The organism is Rhizobium etli 8C-3, from assembly GCF_001908375.1.
GTDB lineage: Bacteria > Pseudomonadota > Alphaproteobacteria > Rhizobiales > Rhizobiaceae > Rhizobium > Rhizobium etli_B.
Genome location: NZ_CP017244.1, coordinates 1599767 through 1616176, shown reverse-complemented (window position 1 = coordinate 1616176; position 16410 = coordinate 1599767). Strand labels below are relative to the sequence as shown.

The following is a 16410-nucleotide window of genomic DNA, read 5'->3' as shown; positions in this document are numbered from 1 at the left end:
CATGTTCAAGAAGATTCTTATCGCAAACCGGGGCGAGATCGCTGTCCGGATCATCAAGACGTTGCAGCGCATGGGTATTTCATCCGTCGCCGTCTATTCGGATGTCGACCGCTTTTCCAAGGCGGTGTTGATGGCGGATCAGGCGGTAAGGCTCGGCCCGGCACCGGCGGCCGCAAGCTACCTCGACGTCGAGGCCGTCATCGCTGCCTGCATTGCAACACGTGCCGAGGCAGTCCATCCCGGCTACGGCTTCCTTTCGGAGAATATCGACTTTGCCGAGCGCCTGGCAAAGGCAGGGATCGCCTTCATTGGCCCGACGCCTGCCAATATCGCGGCTTTCGGACTCAAGCACACCGCCCGCGAACTGGCGCAATCGTGCGGGGTGCCGCTGCTTCCAGGCAGCAGTCTTCTGGAGACGAGCGAAGCTGCGCTCACGGCCGCGGCCGACGTCGGATATCCGCTGATGCTGAAATCGACCGCCGGCGGCGGCGGCATCGGAATGCAACTCTGCAATGATCCCGGCCAACTGAAGGCGGCCTTCGACAGCGTGCAGCGCACGGCGCGCGCAAGTTTCGGTGATGCGCGCGTCTATCTCGAGCGCTTTGTCGCCAGGGCCCGCCATGTTGAAGTGCAGATCTTCGGCGATGGCAATGGCCGAGTGATCGCGCTTGGCGATCGCGACTGCTCATTGCAGCGCAGGAACCAGAAGGTGATCGAAGAGACACCAGCGCCGGGATTGCCGGATGCGGTTCGCACGCGGCTGCATGCCGCGGCCGTTACGCTCGGTGCCTCCGCCGGCTACCGTTCGGCGGGAACGGTCGAATTCATCTACGATCCTGCGGGCGAGGAATTCTACTTCCTCGAGGTCAATACCCGACTGCAGGTCGAACATCCGGTGACCGAGGCCGTCTTCGGCATTGATTTGGTCGAATGGATGATCCGTCAGGCGGCTGGGGAGGATATGCTGACCGCTAACGCGGCCCTTGTACCCAGCGGCGCGGCCATCGAAGCGCGCATCTATGCAGAAATGCCGCATGCGGAGTTCAGGCCAAGCGCTGGACTGCTGACCGAGGTCGTCTTTCCAAAAAACGTCCGTGTCGATGGTTGGGTCGAGACCGGCACCGAGGTTAGTCCCTATTACGATCCCATGCTTGCCAAGGTGATCGTGAGGGCCAAAGATCGCCCGGCCGCAATCGCGGCCCTCGGCAAGGCTCTAAAGGAAAGCGCGATTTCGGGTATCGAAACGAATCTCGATTATCTGAGGGCGATTGCGAAATCGGAGCTCCTTTCGAGTGGTGATGTAGCGACGACGGCGCTCAAGGATTTCACCTTCGTGCCCGAAGTCGTAGAGGTGATTGCGCCGGGCGCCCAGTCGAGCTTGCAGGAATTGCCCGGGCGGCTGGGTCTCTGGCACGTCGGGGTACCGCCGTGCGGACCAATGGACGAGCGATCGTTCCGCCATGCCAACAGGCTGGTCGGAAATGGTGACGAGGCGACGGCTCTCGAGCTCACCGTATCCGGCCCGGTGCTCAAATTCTTCTCGGATGTCGAGATCGCCCTTGCCGGCGCGCACATGCCGATGACCCTCGACGGTACGTCGATTGAGCAGGGAACGGCGATCCTCGTCAAGGCGGGCCAGACGCTTGCGATCGGGACGATTGTCGGCGCCGGCCAGCGCTCGTATCTGGCCGTGGCCGGCGGATTTGCAGCACCGGTAGTACTCGGTTCACGAGCAACCTTCGGCCTGGGGCAGTTCGGCGGGAATGCCACCGGCACCCTTCACGCCGGGCATGTGCTGCGGCTTGCCCGCACGCCGCAGCCGAGATCAAAGCCGGCCAACGATCCAGCCGAGCTCACGCGCGCCTGGGAGGTCGGTGTCCTCTACGGTCCGCATGGGGCTCCCGATTTCTTTCTGGAGGAAGACATCGAAACGCTGTTTTCGACGGAGTACGAAGTCCATTTCAACAGTGCCCGCACCGGAGTGCGTCTGATCGGTCCGGCGCCGAAGTGGGCCCGCGCCGACGGCGGCGAAGCGGGCCTCCACCCCTCGAACCTGCACGACAATGCCTATGCCGTCGGCGCAATCGACTTTACCGGCGACATGCCAATCATCCTCGGTCCCGACGGCCCAAGTCTCGGCGGTTTCGTGTGTCCGGCGGTGATTGCGCGCGACGAGCAATGGAAGATGGGCCAATTCAAACCAGGCGACAAAATCCGCTTCCACGCGGTGAAACGCGCCGGAGACCCGATCGCCGGGCCAATGGTCAAGCGCATCGCCGACGCCGCCGGCTCGCCGATCGTCGGGCGAAGCGATGCAGGGCCGGTCCCCGTGATCTATCGCCGGCAGGGAGACGACAACCTGCTGGTCGAATATGGGCCAATGCAGCTCGACATTGCGCTCCGCTTGCGTGTCCATCTTTTGATGCAGGCAATCCAGGAGGCGAAGCTCGGCGGGCTTATCGATCTTACTCCGGGCATACGATCGCTGCAGATCCACTATGGCGGAGGCGGCCTTACCCGTAGGCGCCTTCTCGGCCTGCTCGCCGAGATCGAAGCTTCCCTGCCGCCGGCGCAGGCGGTGAAGGTCCCAAGCCGGATCGTGCATCTGCCGCTCTCCTGGAACGATCCAGATGCCGAACTTGCGATGCGCAAGTATCAGGAACTCGTCCGGCCGAATGCGCCATGGTGTCCGTCGAATATCGAGTTCATCCGCCGCATCAACGGCCTGGCCGACGAACAGGCTGTGCGCAAGGTCGTCTTCGACGCCAGCTATCTCGTACTCGGGCTCGGTGACGTCTATCTCGGCGCTCCGGTTGCCACACCGGTAGATCCCCGGCATCGGCTGGTGACGACAAAATACAATCCCGCCAGGACCTGGACGCCGGAAAACGCCGTCGGCATCGGGGGCGCCTATATGTGCATCTATGGCATGGAAGGTCCCGGCGGCTATCAGTTGTTCGGCCGCACGATTCAGGTCTGGAATACGTGGCGTCAGACGCCGTTCTTCTCCAAGGACAAGCCCTGGCTGCTCGATTTCTTTGACCAGATCCGGTTCTTTCCGGTGAGCCACGAGGAGCTGACCGAGGCGCGCGCCGCATTCCCCTATGGCGGTTATCCAGTCCGCATCGAGGAAACCGAATTCAGCTATGCCGCCTATGAGGCGGAGCTTTCTGCCAATGCACCAGCGATTGATGACTTCAAGGCCAATCAGCAAGCCGCGTTCGAGGCCGAACGCAAGCGCTGGAAGGATCTCGGCCTCGACAGCTTCGTCGTCGACGAGGGCACCGGCAGTGGGCTTGGAGGCGAAATCCCCGAAGGTTGCTTTGGCGTCGAAAGCGCCGTGCCCGGAAACGTCTGGAAGATCCTCGTCGAGGAAGGTCAACCGATCATCGCCGGTCAGACGCTCGCCATTATCGAATCGATGAAGATGGAAATCAATGTGACCGCCCATGCCCCAGGTCGGGTCCGCGATCTGCGCGCAGGCCCCGGCCGCAACGTAAAAGCCGGCGATGTCCTCGTCGTGCTGGAGGAAATCTGATGCTCCCTACCATTCTCGATCTCGCTTCGCTCCAATCCGCCTATGCAGCCGGACTTTCGCCCCTCGACCTTGTCGAGCAGGTGATCGCCCGACGCAGAGCTTCCGATGATCCGGCAATCTTCATCACTCCGACCCCCGACGATGATTTACGCGATGCCGCCAGGGAGCTGATGGCCCGCGCTCCCGGACCAAACAGTCTGCCGCTCTGGGGAATTCCCTTCGCGGTCAAGGACAATATCGATGTTGCCGGCTTGCCGACGACGGCGGCCTGCCCGGCCTTTGCTTATCGCCCCGAGCAGGACGCGGCGGTGGTGGCGCGGCTGACAGCTGCCGGCGCTTTGATGATCGGCAAGACCAATCTCGACCAGTTCGCCACCGGCCTCAACGGCACGCGGTCGCCCCACGGTGCGCCGCGCTCGGTCTTTGACAGGGATTATGTGTCGGGGGGCTCGAGTTCTGGGTCGGCCGTAGCCGTTGCTTCGGGCCTGGCGAGCTTCGCGCTCGGCACCGATACGGCCGGTTCCGGACGCGTGCCGGCGGCCTTCAACAATCTTGTCGGCATCAAGCCGACGCCGGGGCTCGTGCCGAATGTCGGCGTGGTTCCCGCCTGCCGTAGCGTCGATGTCGTCACCGTTTTTGCCGCGACGGTCGGCGACGGCGTTGCGATCCGCAAAGTGATGGAGGGTTATGACGCCGCCGACCCCTTCTCACGCAAGGCAGCTCCCGCCAGCCTGCCTGCCTCCGGCCTGAGGGTTGGCGTGCTCGATCGTGACGAACGGGAATTCTTCGGCAACAAGGACGTCGAGGGCCTCTATGATGCGGCCATCGAAAGGGCGCGGGCTCTCGGTGCCGCCATCGTTCCTTTCGATTATGCCCCGTTCCGGCAGGCGGCCGAATTGCTGTATAACGGTCCCTGGGTCGCCGAACGGCTGGCTGCGGTCAAGGATTTTCTGGCGACGAATGCCGATGATTTCGATCCGACGGTGCGCGCTATTATCGAGGGCGCGAAAGCCTATGATGCCGTTGCCGCCTTCGAGGGCAGATACAAGCTCGAAGGGCTCAGGCAGAAGACCAAGGAGGAATGGCAAAAGGCCGATATTCTAATGCTGCCGACCTCGCCGACCACTTATACCGTCGAGCAGATGGTGGAGGATCCGATTGTCAAAAACGGTCATTTCGGCCGCTATACCAACTTCGTAAACCTGCTCGATTGCGCAGCGATCGCCGTCCCGGCCGGATTTGATGCGGACGGGCACCTGCCGGCCGGTGTTACGCTGATCGGCCCGGCCTTTACCGACGACGCTCTCGCCCCTTTCGCCGACGCCATGCACCGAGCCTTGAATGAAGGGATGGGCAAGGACCGCGCGGCCGTCATTCCCAAGAAAAGCCTCGTGCCGCAGGCCGATGATCGCTCTATCCCGATTGCCGTCGTCGGGGCCCATCTGACTGGCATGCCGCTCAACCACGAGCTCACGGGAGGCGGTGGGCGCCTTATTAGAATTTGCCGGACTGCCGGCGACTACAGGCTTTTTGTCCTTCCGAACACAGCCCCGCCAAAACCCGGCCTGGTGCGCCAACCTGGGTATCAGGGAAAAGGCCTCGAAGTCGAGGTCTGGGCGCTGCCTCCGGAAGGCTTTGGTCGTTTCGTGCAAAATATCCCCGGCCCGCTCGGCATCGGCAAGCTTGTTCTCGACGATGGCTCCAGCGTCTCGGGGTTCGTCTGTGAAGCTTATGCCGTGGCTGGTGCACAGGAGATTACCGAACTCGGCGGCTGGCGACATTACATGCGCATGAAGACCGAAAGAGAGGCAAAGGGAGAATAAGGACATCGCCGGAAAGGCCGGGCAGGGAACTGGCCTGTGCTGCGATCGAGCGCCTGTGTTTTTCCCAACTGGAGGTTCCAACGCCAGGCACATCCTCTAAGCAAGGACCTTGCAGGCGGCGGCCGCTCTAAGGAAGCCATTAGCGGCCGCTAGATCTTTGCCGGCATATCAGGTGCTTCGTCGCAATCATCGGCAAGATTGGCATATCAGGCGCGGGTTGACGAACGTTTCGAACCGGAACAGGAGTCAGCCGATTGGGTTTTCCCGCCAGCCAGAGACGAAGGATTGCCATCGGGTGGAGGGCCGCAATCACGGTTGAGCCTCTCGACCAGTTTTTCCGATGACTTGATCCCGCAAGCAACAAGCTCGATGGCACGCTTGACTGCGTTCTGGCCACGCTCGCTGTGGATTTCAACGTGGTTCTTTTGCGACCATCGGCGCAGGGCGCAGGTGATGAGATCGACCTCTTCGTCCGTGAATGAGAGGAGTTCAAAGAGAACCATGACGCCCTCCCATAAAGCAAAAGTCGGCCCAAAACAGCCTCGTCGGGGTCAGGAAAAACTATGGCACAAAGGGCGAACGGCAAAAAGTGATTGTGCGTTTTCGGACAAACCATCAAGCGCTCAAGCCATGGCGCCGGCTGGGCCGATGTGAGGGGTCAGGCCGCAGCGAGCAACCGAGCCCGCACTTCCCACCGGCTTCCACGGTCCTTGGTCAGCAGCGTTGAAAGCCAGCCGGAGGGGCAGTTCGACTGATCCAGAGCTACCGCCCATAAACTCGGCACAACGGCTCTAGCGCGAACCGGACTTAATGTCTTAAGCACAAAGGACCGAGCGCGCCGTCACGAACCTTGGACGCCACCGAAAACGATCAAACGCGATTTAAGGAGCTGCAGTGCTGACAGTCTGTTTCAATGTGATCGGCAGGATCAATGTCATCACATCCTGACGACACCGATCGCCCACGTTGAAGGATGCCACCCACGAGGCCCCAATGACGCGCGCTGCGGCACGGCCGAAACTTTTGCGACCGGAATATTGAAATCTGCGATGACGCCGGGCCGTTGTTTATGTTTTTCAGTTTGAAGATGCGATGCGAAGACCCCGATGCATGTGGCTCATCGGAATGCCTATCAGTCGCTCGTACTCCGCTTCGGGCAGGCCGTAGCAGCCACCGGCAATGTCCTGGAGCTTTTGCCTGTCCAAGATTTTCACGTTACCCCGCGTCGATTTGATGGCATGAACGCCTTCGAGGATATGCAACTCGTTTGTCACGCCAGCACGTCGAACCCCAAGCATCATTCCCAGGAATTCATGGGTGAGCGCGAGATTGTCGCCCTCGAGACGGTCATGGCACATAAGCAGCCATCGCGCGAGGCGCTCCTGCATGCTGTAGCGCGCATTTGCCAGAGCTGAATGGGCAAGCTGCAAGCTCGCCGAATGCACGTAGCGCAGTAGCAAATCCCTTGTCGGCTTATGATCGTCGACAATTCTCAGGAAGTGCTCGATCGGCACGGCTATTCCGGTTCCAGCGACTTGCATGAATGTTCTGTTGGGGGTGGTTTCGGTCATTAACAGCACATGGTGGCCACCAAGACCCTCGCGTCCCACGTGCCCCACCTCCACCGCCTCATCGTCGGAGCTGACGGCAACCATTGACGCAAGACCGCTCTCTATGAAGCAAACCTGTAAGGTGGGCTCGTTGGCTTCGACAACAACTTGCTTGAGGCCAAGATCGATTGCGGTCATTTCGGGGCGGAGCCGTTCGAAGGCTTCCGGCGCCAACGCCTTAAGCAATCTGTTTGAAACGGTCGCCTGTGAGAAGGCTGGCATGGACGGTTCTCCTTTGGCTAGAGCCCGGTCCCACACCAAGCATCACGAGGATCAGCTATTTGCTGATTTATGAGCCCAAGCACACAACGATGCTAGGACTTGAGCGCACTCTGTACGGTTCTGACAATTCTTCGGCTGCTGCCTAGGATGCCTCCGGAGGCGCCATATTCAATGACGACTGGGGCACTCGACTGTTGCTGCGACTGATAGAACGAGAATGGTTGTGCCATCCGAGCAGAACTCATCTGCCGTCTCGATAGCCTCGCTACCAGGCATCACGCCTGATCTTGACGAGCATTGCATCATGCGCTCTTTCCTGGTCAAAGGAAAGCTATATTGGCAAAGCTATCGCAGGCTCAAACCGACTTGGTCCCATGACCGGCTGGAGAGGGAGAAGCATCCCAAATTCCGCTTTGAGATTATCAATCCGGAAGATGCCGGTTGGCGCTCCGCCATGACAACAACAATGGAGATCAGTGCGCGGCACTGGTGCGCCAGAGCAGCGGCTCCAATGACATCGAAGACCGAAAAGTGCTCGCTGGGCAAATGGCAGCCGGCGGCATGAACCTACGCTGCTGAACGATGCTCCGCAGAACTGAAGTCGTGAACTCGCACTGTTGTGGCGAGTTCAGATCGTCACAGGCTTGGGAGAACGAAAACGCCTGCGAGAACAGCGCGCCGCCAAACGACAAAATCAAGCAGAATGAAAGACCGGTTTGTAGGGGAACAGATAAACAAGTCCATAGGCGAGGCTACCCGGGGCCGCTTGGCCAATGACAAGCCTCCGCCTGTCGCCGATCCGAGGCATCCAAGCAGCAAGGAGGCGAGCGCCGTTGCGATGGAGCTGAAGGTAACGACAATTGCATATGTCGAATTCTCGATCCCACTGCCGTAATGGCACTTCAGGGGCAATTGCCGCGGAGGATAGACCAGCAGAAAAGATGCTGGGCACGAGAAGCCCGGTTACGACCGACGTGGCCTTTCGTCCAAAGTTCATCCGGCTTCCACCTGTGGGCTTTGTTGCCGAAACATCTGCGAAAAGAATGTCTTGTCAGACAACCGGTGAAGCAAAGTGGCAATCATTGCTGTTGCTATTATGGCAAAAGCGATCCGCCCCGTCAGGACACCATGCACATCAGCGCCAAGCGCAATCACGATGAGTGTGTCTTCGATCACGCTGTGTGCGAAACCCATGAACACGCACGACAGAAAAATCTGACGCGGTGATATCGCCCCCGATTGGGCCTCTCGGATCAGAAGACCGGCACCGTAGGAAATGCCTAAAAACAGCCCGACAGCGGTAAGGTGTTCAGCCTCGCCCCGGATGCCGGCAAGACGCAGCACGGGCGAAAGCGCCTTCATCATCAGATCCAGCAGTCCGCTCGCCTTGAGGATTTGAAGACTCCAGGATAGGACCACAAGGATGACAAGCATCCACATCATGGTCTCGGCAAGACCAAGAAAGTATTCGGCCCAATCCGGTGTGACGCCCATTGGAATCCAGGCCGGTTTTGCTGGAGCCGACAACCAGTTCGTAGCCGTCAGGACATGATGCAGCAGGAAGGCATAAAGCAAACCGCCCAAGATGCGCAGCAGCGTCGTGGCGATCATGCCCGGTCCTGCCTTCTGGATGATCTTCTGCTCGATAGGCAGACCGTGTGCGAATAGGATGAGCGCCGAGAAGACTGTGATGTCCGCCACGCTCAGCGATGACGCGGGAACGAGCGTAAAAATGAGTGGAACAGCACCCCATATCCCGACGAGCATGCCCGTCAGCCAGGCTAGCCCCAGCTCCGCAGGTAACCCGACCAAATTCATGACGGGCGCAAAAGTGGGGGCGACCGCCTTGATCGCCCCCACCCGTGATAGCAGCTCCGTCACGATCGCGATCGGAATCGTTATGCGGACAAGCATCCAGTAAATTCTGAGTGTTTCCTGCGTGTTGCGCCGGATTTGCAACAATAGCGGCATTTGAGCTCTCCCATTTTGGTGCCTCAATCTGCTAGCCTGAGCCGGTTCGAATTTGTGATCAAAGATTGCAAAACCGTGCAATTTTATTGCAGACCGGCGACTGATGGATATGCTGCGGAAATGGATCGTATTGACCGAAAACTTTTGAATCTAATGCAGCGCGACGCAGCGCGCACGAATGTCGATATGGCCGACGAGGTGGGCCTGTCTCCCTCCAGTTGTCTGCGCCGTGTGCAGCGGCTTCGAAAATCAGGGGTGATTGACCGAATTGTCGCGATCCTCAATCCCGCCAAGGCTGGGCGTGGTATCAAGGCGCTGGTTACCGTGGAGCTGAAGTTGCACGGCGAGGCGCATATGCGTCGCTTTCTGGCCACCGCAAGTACTGAGGAAGCCGTTTCGCAGGCCTATGCCGTCACTGGCGAAACCGATGTCGTTCTAATGCTGCGCCTGCGCGATATGGAAGAATTCGACTCCCTGTGCGACAGGTTATTCCGCGATGAGACTAACGTTGCTCGCTTCTTCACAATGATGATAATCCGCACCGCAAAAGAAGAAACGGCAATTTTGCTTTGATCATCGCGTTCACAGCATCCCTTGCGCAACGCTGAGATTGATCGCCGTCTTTGCTTGTTTGAAACACAAGGAATCAGGACGACCATCGCCCGTTACCGCTGTTTTATGCCTGTGCCTTCTCGATGTTCCAGGATCATCTCGTCGCCATTATCGATGAGATGGCTGAACTCGATCGCGGGAAGCACGGTCAATATCTACCTGAGCTGCATAAATTGATGTCGCCAAGGCCATGCGTGCTTGGGTCATCGCGCGTGTCATCAAAAGGGGCCGCGCGGCAAGACCGTGCCGTTGCACCTGCGAAACTTCTTCCGCTACCTGTTCAAGGCTGGAAAGACGACCACAAATCTGGCGAAGGCCGTGCCCCGCCTAGCGCAGCGGTTCGGCAGGCGGCTCCCACGTCATCTCTTTCTCGAGCCGGTTAGCATAACACTGGATGCAGTGCGCAACACGACACCATCCAGTTTTTGCACAACTCCACAATGGTGCTGTTGATGGCGCGCCTCGCTCTGCATCCGCCAGAGGTTGTCGCCATTCAGATCGACGACATCAACTGGCGCTCGGGAGAACCCTCATTCGTGGAAAGGGCGACAGGCATGACAGGCTGCCGCATCTGCCCGAGGTCGGCAAGGCGCTGGCGGATTACGTCAAGCTGGAGCGGGTGACACCGAGAATTCCAAAAACCGGCGGCGAAAGCGGACGAGCATTGCGCTTCATTCGGCGTCAAAGAAACATCTTGAATTTGATCGCAGTCTTTGCCACCTGATCGATCGTTCTTTTTTCATCATGACGGAGATGATGACGTATGACGACGACCGCCACGCACAAGCCTGCCGAGAACCACATCTTCGAAGCCGATGTGGCCCGCCTCCTGCATATGATGGTGCATTCGGTCTATTCGGACAAGGATGTCTTTCTGCGTGAACTGATCTCGAACGCCGCCGATGCTTGCGAAAAGCTACGGTTCGAGGCGATTGCCACACCCACGCTCCTTGCAAACGATCCAGACAGCCGAATCACGCTGTCGCTCGACGAGGAAAAGCGCCAATTGGTCGTCGAGGACAATGGTATCGGTATGAGCCATGACGACTTGATTGAGGCGCTTGGTACCATTGCCCGCTCGGGAACCCGTGCCTTCATGGAGCGCATTGAGGCCAGCAAGGCCGGCGAGAGCGCCCAACTGATCGGCCAGTTCGGCGTCGGCTTCTATTCCTGCTTCATGGTAGCCGACCGCGTTGACGTGGTTTGCCGGCGAGCGGGCACCGATGAGGCCTGGTTGTGGTCGTCCGATGGTAAGGGCAGCTACAGCGTCAGTGCCGTGGACCTGGCTGCGGCTCCGCAGCGCGGCACGCGCATCACATTGCATTTGATGGAGGACGCCAAGACTTACACAACCCGCTGGTCGGTCGAGCGGATCGTCAAGGAACAATCCGGCCACGTTCCCGTGCCGATCACGATCGTTGAAAAGCCGAACGCCGAACCGATCCAGCTCACCGACGGTACGGCTCTTTGGACTCGCTCGAAAAGTGACATTTCGCCCGAAGAATATACGGATTTCTACCGCGGTATTTCCGGACAATATGACGAGCCTGCCGTGACTGTTCATTTCCGGGCCGAAGGGCGGCATGAATATACTGCACTAGCCTTTGTTCCGGGATCGCAGCCCTTCGACATGTTCGATCCCGACCGCAAGGGCCGAATGAAGCTTTATGTAAAGCGTGTCTTCATCACCGACGACACCGAACTCGTGCCGCGTTATCTTCGCTTTGTGAGGGGCCTGCTCGATACCGCAGATCTTCCCCTCAACGTATCGCGCGAGATGATCCAGGCGAGCCCGGTTCTGGCGGCGATCAGAAAGGGCATCACCAGCAGGGTGGTGGCAGCAATCGAAAAACTGGCCGAGACCGATGCGGACGCCTTCATCAAGTTTTGGGAGAATTTTGGTCCAATCGTTAAAGAAGGCATTTACGAGGATTTCGAACGGCGCTCGCAGCTGATGGCCCTGTCGCGCTTTAGAACCACGGCCTCGAGTGACGGGTATCGCTCATTGGAAGAATATCTGAAGGATGCCAGACAGGATCAGAGCGCAATTTACTATTTGACCGGCACCAGTCTGGATCAGTTGAAGGCTTCGCCGCAGCTGGAAGGATTTCGCGCTCGCGGCATCGAGGTCCTGCTGTTGACCGATCCCATCGACAGCTTCTGGGTGATGAATGCCCCCGAGTTCAAGGGAAAGACCTTCAAATCGATAACGCAAGGGGCAGCCGACCTGGCGCAGTTCGCCAAACCCAATGAAGAGCAAGCCATGAGCAGCGAAACTCCGGTTGATCTCCAGAGCTTCATTGCCTTTGCCCGCGAGACGCTTGCACACCAAGTGTCGGATGTTCGTGCCTCCGATCGACTGACGGAAAGCGCGGTTTGCCTCGTCGCATCTGAGCAAGGCTATGACCGCCAGATGGAAAAGATACTGCAGGATGCCGGGCGACTCCAGTCGCTCGCAAAGCCCATCCTGGAGATCAATCTCGAGCATCCTCTGGTGAAGGGAATTGCTGCCAAAGACGACGGCTCCTCGCTAAGAGAGGATGCAGCATTGCTCTTGCTTGACCAGGCACGGATCCTTGATGGCGACAGACCCGTCGATCCCCGTGCCTTTGCCGAAAGACTAGCGCGGTTATTCCAAAGAGCTTTGCAATCTTGATGGAGGGTTGGCGGCAGGCCTACTCTGCCAAAATGCGACCCCACGAACCGAGCATCAAAGAAGTCGAGGTCCGGCGAACGCTTACGCAAGCGCTGGGCAGGCGGCGGTGCAATCGACATTGCAGGCGGACGGCATGTCCACCGGCAATGGGTCAGTAGCTGTTTTCTTTGCAGCAATAGACGTCCGGCAGAATAAATATCTTGTCGGCGCGGCCATAACCGCCGTCCTTCACCTCGTCGATCAGCACCACTGTGTGCGGCCTTGCGGCCTACGAAAAATACTCGCGATCATATTCGTAAAACAGTGCACGATCTCCTGTTTCTGGGCGCGGTTCAGCGCGCCTTCCGGCGTCTTGATGTTCATGAATGGCATGCTTTCCTTCTCGGCTCGGGTTTTGCTTCAGATCATGCCGCCATTGACGCGGAGCACCTGGCCGTTCACCCAGGCATCTTCCGAACTCACCAGGAAGGCAACGACCGAAGCGACATTCTCCGGTTGGCCAAGACGGCTCAGGGATATCGTCTTGGCGATGGAGTGGACCAGTTCATCCGACTTGCCGGGTTCTCGGCAGCATCAAACAGCTCGGCGGCAGCGCCCGGAGCACCAACATCTGCCTGTACGGCGATCGCACGGCTTCCGTTCGCCTGGATCTTGGAAGCGGCAGCGTCATGTCTTCCAGACCAGCCGTCGAAGCTTTTCCGGCCGAAGGTCTCTGCAATGGGGCGGGAAAAAGACGCCCGGCCCCACCCGCCGGAGGTGGCCGACCCGCCACCCGTCACTCCTCCAACCTTCAAAGGCCGCCTCTTCAATCATCCATGAGATGATAAAGCCTGCCCTTACCTGACTACGGGGCGGCCTGCCGATACTGGCCCTGATATCTGATTCTTCAGGCCGCGCACGCCCTGTCGCGGCCATTGAGTTTTGCGGCGTAAAGAGCCTCGTCGGCTCTGCGATAGAGATCCGAAACGGTATCCATTGCCTGAGAAGCAGCAATGCCTGCCGAGAAGGTATAGCTGAAATCGGGAAGTTCTATGAGTGGCCGGCAAGTTCGGATAATCGAGAGCATGCGTTCGATGATAACGATGGCGTCCGCAAGGATGGTACGCGGCATCACCAGGAGGAACTCTTCCCCGCCAACGCGTCCGAAACAATCGGTGCGTCGGACGATCTGGTGAATGCGGTGGGCGAAGTCCCGCAGAACAACGTCGCCGATATGATGGCCCAGGCGGTCGTTGATATACTTGAAATTATCGATGTCGAAGACGGCCAGGCACCCGGCATCGCCATCTTGCGCGCATGCTAGCATATCCTCAATCCGCGCCATGACGAAGCGTCGATTGGCAACGCCTGTCAGTTCGTCGGTTTGCGATGCCTTAATGGCAAGATCGCGATCCTGCCGGACGCTTCGCTCGTCTGCCCGTAAGCTCGTAATGTCGCTGGCGATGCACAGCATCCAGCCATTCTTTTGAACCGCCTCAGTCATCCACAGCCACCGGCCGTCGACCAAATCCGTCTCGAAGGCGCGAAATCCAATTTTTCCGCGACGCGATTGTGTCGATCGCAGCCATTCATCGAAATCGGCGACGCGGATGACCGTGCCACGTCCGAGTTCGAAATTGCGACGCATCAGATCGGGCCACAGCGGCGTCTCGTCGGCATCGATGAAGTAAACTGAGCGGAAGGCATCATTGGCATATCGCAGGCGATCATCAGCGTCATAGACGGCAATCAGGGCGGAAGTGGCGTGCGTCAGGCGCAAAAACTGCTCGAAAGTCTCTATCATATCAAAACATCGCTTCGGTTGGACTGGGCAGTACATGTCGCTCAATCGCCCCGAGAAAAGGTATCAGGTCCCATCTGTCGCGGATGACCCGGAGGCGGGCGGTTCGGGCCAATGATGTCGTGTGACAAGCCGAGGCGGAAGCCTGAGCATTGCCTGGGGCACTCAAATGCCTTTTGCGGGCAGGCGCGTTCGCGCGTGTCAAATCAAATGTCGGAATACTTGCCCCATTTGCGACGTGAGAGCCTTACTACTCCTTTGCTTAAGCCTTTGAGACAGGCTTCGATGTGCCAGAAATATGTTATTCTCGATCTCGCGCACGCTCTCGAAGACCATCGACGCCCACGAGACGTGCGTACCGCCAGTTCTGTACTGGCATCTGGCCCTGCCCCGTCTGCCCCCAGCCCGCAGGGCCTTTTTTGTGAGGGATGCTCCCTTCGAGCCACCGTTCCACATTCCGTCCGGCAATTCGAGCAAACCCAGTCATCCTGCATCGTGTTTTCCATCTGTAGGCGCGAGCAGCGATGCCAGACGCAGAGGGCGGATCGAACGATCTACGTCTGGAAGTGGTTCTATGAGTAAAGCCAGCTTGAGGCCACATGCAGGTCTGCCTCCACGCAATTCCCTGTTGACAGAATTGTTATCGATAACATACGGTGTCTTGCAAGTTCACAGAGCTTTGGGAGGAGCGCCGATGTCGAGCGAAAAACTGCTGGAGTTTCGCTCCATCACTAAGGAGTTCGGCGGCACCTGCGCCTTGTCGCAAGTATCGCTGGATTTGTATCCCGGGGAAATCCTGGCGCTTCTTGGAGAAAATGGCGCCGGCAAATCGACGCTCATCAAGACCCTGGCCGGCATCTACAAACCTGATGGCGGCGATATCCAGTTCCGTGGCGAGCCCTATGTCCACCGGCCGCCAAGGCCCAACGAACGTCAGCCTCTCGCCTTTATCCACCAGGACCTTGGCCTGATCGAATGGATGACCGTCGGTGAAAATGTCGGATTGGCGCAGGGTTTTTCCATGCGTTCGCGCCTGATCGACTGGCGGCGTACGGAGGAGCGGGCCAGGGAGGCGCTGAATCTTGTCGGCTGCGATTTTGATCCGTCAAAGCGTGTCCAGGATCTCACCCGCACGGAAAAGTCGCTTGTGGCGATTGCCCGCGCGCTCGCCGTGGAAGCGGACGTGCTTGTTCTCGACGAGCCGACCGCCAGCCTTCCGGCCGACGAGGTCGAGCGCCTTTTCCATGCTATCCGTCCGCTGAAAGCGCGCGGAGTGGCAATGATCTACGTGTCGCATCGGCTCGATGAGATTTTCCGCATTGCCGACCGGGTCGCAGTCTTGCGCGACGGGCGCCTGGTTGGCCAGAAGCCGGTGGCACAGACGACGCCGGACGAGTTGATCGAAATGATCGTCGGCCGAAAGGCGGACCAGCTCTTCACCAAATCGGCAAGTCATGCGGGCGAGACGATCGTCAGTATTCGCGATCTTGCCTGCCGCAGTGCCGGACCTGTCTCCTTTGATATCCGCAAGGGAGAGCTGCTTGGGTTGGTTGGCTTGCGCGGGGCCGGTCAGGAACTGATCGGTCGGGCCCTTTTTGGCTGCGAGGCTTTTTCCGGCGCTGTCAATGTTGGTGGGGCGGCACCGGACCTTTCGAGCCCGGTCGCGGCAATGAAGTCCGGCATGGGCCTGATTGCGCGCGACCGCACGGAAGAATCCATTGCCATGTCGCTGTCAATCCGGGAAAACACTTTCCTCAATCCGGCAGCGTCCGGACGAAGGCTGCTTTCTTTCCTGTCGCCGCTGAAAGAAGCGCACCTGGCGAGCACCATCGGCGAGAGTGTCGGGTTGCGGCCGAACGACCAGAGCTTGCCGATCGAGGCGCTATCGGGAGGCAACCAGCAGAAGGTGGTTGTCGGCCGCTGGCTAGCAACTGGCCGCAAGCTTCTGATCGCAGAGGATCCGACCGCAGGCGTCGATGTCGGCGCCAAGGCCGACATCTATCGGCTTATCGCCCGTGCACTCGAGGCGGGTCTGGCGGTCGTCGTGGTGTCGACGGATTTCGAGGAAATCGCACATATTTGCCATCGTGCCTTGGTGTTTTCACGCGGACGGATCGTACGTGAACTGCAAGGTGCGGATTTAACCACAGCGGCGGTGATCGCTGCCGCGTCGGCTTCAGAGGCCGCTTGAGTTCCGG

At 59.0% G+C, this 16410-nt stretch carries 10 protein-coding genes and 2 pseudogenes; 5 read left to right on the top strand and 7 right to left on the bottom strand.

The features are described 5' to 3' along the window. The first annotated feature begins 1 nt into the window (after position 1). On the top strand, positions 2 to 3538 hold the full coding sequence (gene uca, locus AM571_RS32545) for an urea carboxylase (protein WP_074065050.1): 3537 nt from the start codon (positions 2 to 4) through the stop codon (positions 3536 to 3538). Further along, positions 3538 to 5361 carry an allophanate hydrolase gene (gene atzF, locus AM571_RS32540; RefSeq protein ID WP_074065049.1) on the top strand — a complete coding sequence of 608 codons (1824 nt, stop codon included), beginning with the start codon at positions 3538 to 3540 and terminating at the stop codon, positions 5359 to 5361. Before uca ends, atzF begins: the two co-directional genes overlap by 1 nt. Before the next feature lie 206 nt (positions 5362 to 5567). Here atzF and AM571_RS37165 read toward each other — a convergent pair whose 3' ends face one another. From AM571_RS37165 to AM571_RS32515, 3 genes are all read right to left on the bottom strand, one after another. Then, the gene (locus AM571_RS37165; RefSeq protein WP_074065048.1) at positions 5568 to 5864 is read right to left on the bottom strand and encodes a hypothetical protein; all 297 of its coding nucleotides are present in this window, start codon (positions 5862 to 5864) and stop codon (positions 5568 to 5570) included. Positions 5865 to 6437: 573 nt separating this feature from the next. Next, positions 6438 to 7193, bottom strand: coding sequence for a Crp/Fnr family transcriptional regulator (locus tag AM571_RS32530; protein ID WP_074065047.1), 756 nt, complete (start codon positions 7191 to 7193; stop codon positions 6438 to 6440). Positions 7194 to 8186: 993 nt separating this feature from the next. Next, the gene (locus AM571_RS32515) at positions 8187 to 9164 is read right to left on the bottom strand and encodes a nucleoside recognition domain-containing protein (RefSeq protein WP_074065044.1); all 978 of its coding nucleotides are present in this window, start codon (positions 9162 to 9164) and stop codon (positions 8187 to 8189) included. A gap of 120 nt (positions 9165 to 9284) precedes the next feature. Here AM571_RS32515 and AM571_RS32510 point away from each other — a divergent pair, with 120 nt between their 5' ends. Then, on the top strand, positions 9285 to 9737 hold the full coding sequence (locus AM571_RS32510; RefSeq protein ID WP_074065043.1) for an Lrp/AsnC family transcriptional regulator: 453 nt from the start codon (positions 9285 to 9287) through the stop codon (positions 9735 to 9737). A gap of 802 nt (positions 9738 to 10539) precedes the next feature. After that, the gene (gene htpG, locus AM571_RS32505; protein ID WP_074065042.1) at positions 10540 to 12432 is read left to right on the top strand and encodes a molecular chaperone HtpG; all 1893 of its coding nucleotides are present in this window, start codon (positions 10540 to 10542) and stop codon (positions 12430 to 12432) included. Between the two features lie 151 nt (positions 12433 to 12583). Here htpG and AM571_RS32500 read toward each other — a convergent pair. From AM571_RS32500 to AM571_RS32490, 4 genes and pseudogenes are all read right to left on the bottom strand, one after another. After that, positions 12584 to 12804 (bottom strand): annotated as a pseudogene (locus AM571_RS32500) (tautomerase family protein). Between the two features lie 27 nt (positions 12805 to 12831). Then, positions 12832 to 12990, bottom strand: a pseudogene (locus tag AM571_RS32495) (SDR family oxidoreductase); the annotation flags it as partial. Beyond that, entirely contained in the window at positions 12942 to 13226 is a 285-nt protein-coding gene (locus AM571_RS36730; protein WP_155774565.1) for a hypothetical protein, read from the bottom strand. The gene AM571_RS36730 and the pseudogene AM571_RS32495, both read right to left, overlap by 49 nt. 92 nt (positions 13227 to 13318) lie before the next feature. Beyond that, complete coding sequence (locus AM571_RS32490) at positions 13319 to 14215, bottom strand: sensor domain-containing diguanylate cyclase (RefSeq protein WP_074065041.1); 897 nt, start codon at positions 14213 to 14215, stop codon at positions 13319 to 13321. Between the two features lie 691 nt (positions 14216 to 14906). Between AM571_RS32490 and AM571_RS32480 the strand changes: the two genes are divergently transcribed. Further along, positions 14907 to 16403, top strand: coding sequence for a sugar ABC transporter ATP-binding protein (locus tag AM571_RS32480; protein ID WP_074065039.1), 1497 nt, complete (start codon positions 14907 to 14909; stop codon positions 16401 to 16403). The last annotated feature ends 7 nt before the right edge of the window (positions 16404 to 16410 follow it).